The sequence below is a fragment of the Paracoccus lutimaris genome (assembly GCF_003337565.1).
Taxonomy (GTDB): Bacteria; Pseudomonadota; Alphaproteobacteria; order Rhodobacterales; family Rhodobacteraceae; genus Paracoccus; species Paracoccus lutimaris.
Genome location: NZ_QPJL01000085.1, coordinates 1 through 1,376, shown reverse-complemented (window position 1 = coordinate 1,376; position 1,376 = coordinate 1). Strand labels below are relative to the sequence as shown.

Below are 1,376 nucleotides of genomic sequence, written 5' to 3'. Positions count from 1 at the left end.
CCGCTATGACAGATCCGCCAAGACCTTCCTATCCGCCGTCGCCCTCGCCGCAACAGTCATGTTCTGGCTGTGAAGATCAATGAGTCTGGAGCCTAATGTCTCACTCGCCACAAACCTTTTGATGCCGCCAAAATTGTATTGTTCACTGGTCTTCTCAAAAGTTGACTTGTGGTTCTTTCGACCACGCGTCAACTCGATCAGTGGTGCAATGCCAACCTTCTGCTCCAACGTTAAATTCTGATAGGCCCTCATTTCGGACTGTCCGGTTCGAAGCACCAAATGATATTTATCGGCCATTCCGCATCCCTAAATTGATTAGCCTATAGTCTAGCGCTGCAACAGAGACTTGTAAGCGACGGGCCGCTTCAGTCATATTTTCACCTGCATCTCGCATAGCCCGTTCAACGCTTAATCTTGGCATCAATATGTCGGCTGCAAAATTATTAGCTTGACGCTCGACAGCTTTAACCACCCCATCCCGATGCAATATTTTTTCACCCTCTTTAATTGTTTTTATATTGTTTCTATGCAGCTGGTAATGGCCATACTCATGGGCCATGGAGAACCGTTGGCGATTCTTGTGATGAAACTTATGGATGCCGATTGTAAAATCGTTGGCACTATTACACTTTATGTAAGCATCTTTCTCGCCTAGATCCTCGTAGATCAACGTAAGCGCATCATCGCTATTGATGATCTCCTCGATGTTAACCGCATCGTAATCAGTCGTTAGGTTGTGCGTCCGGCAATATTCCAAAACACGTTCAGGCGTGTCGAGGGCGGAGGAGATAGTCTTGGGAAGTCGGGAAGTATATCCGGGGGGTGTCGGTCTGGTCATTGCTCATTCTCACGCTCTTCTAAGTTCTCGATACTTTCAAGGCGACGCTCGATAGATGCGATCCATTCGGACAGTGGGCCATTTTCGGGGATGGGCAAATTGCTTATCTTTGCACCCATTTTGTCTTCCACAATAGCCCGAATTTGATTTTGGCCATCCATGTGGTTGAAATGGCTGGTGACGTGAATCGGTAATTCTTACTCAGCTTGAGCGCGCATGCTGGCTTTGATCGTGTAGGCACCAACCGTTGCCACGATCGCAACAATCCCAATGAGAACTGTGATAATGGAAGTGTAGAATCCTGTGATTGTTTGGAGATACGAACCATCCGACCATGCGGAGTTTTTGGCGAGGTAGCAGACTTGAGCCTCGCGTAAGTTGAAACATGATTTACTGCTAAAGAACGCGGAATCGACCATGAAGGAATAGAAAATGTAGAGCACTAGGTCATGTTGACAAATGGCGGAGCCAGAGGCGGATCGACGTGATATCGATGAAGCCAAGGAAGCTTTCGGCGGTCTTGTCGTAGCGGGTGGCG

The 1,376-nt window shown here is 47.9% G+C and carries 2 protein-coding genes and 1 pseudogene; all 3 read right to left on the bottom strand.

Going from position 1 to position 1,376, the window contains the following annotated elements:
* Window positions 1-3: 3 nt before the first annotated feature.
* Window positions 4-297, bottom strand: a complete 294-nt coding sequence (locus DFP89_RS21225) for a hypothetical protein (protein WP_114351049.1) — start codon at window positions 295-297, stop codon at window positions 4-6.
* Entirely contained in the window at window positions 287-838 is a 552-nt protein-coding gene (locus DFP89_RS20030; protein WP_114351048.1) for an ImmA/IrrE family metallo-endopeptidase, read from the bottom strand. Before DFP89_RS20030 ends, DFP89_RS21225 begins: the two co-directional genes overlap by 11 nt.
* A 447-nt stretch (window positions 839-1,285) precedes the next feature.
* A pseudogene (locus DFP89_RS20020) lies at window positions 1,286-1,376 on the bottom strand (IS5/IS1182 family transposase); the annotation flags it as partial.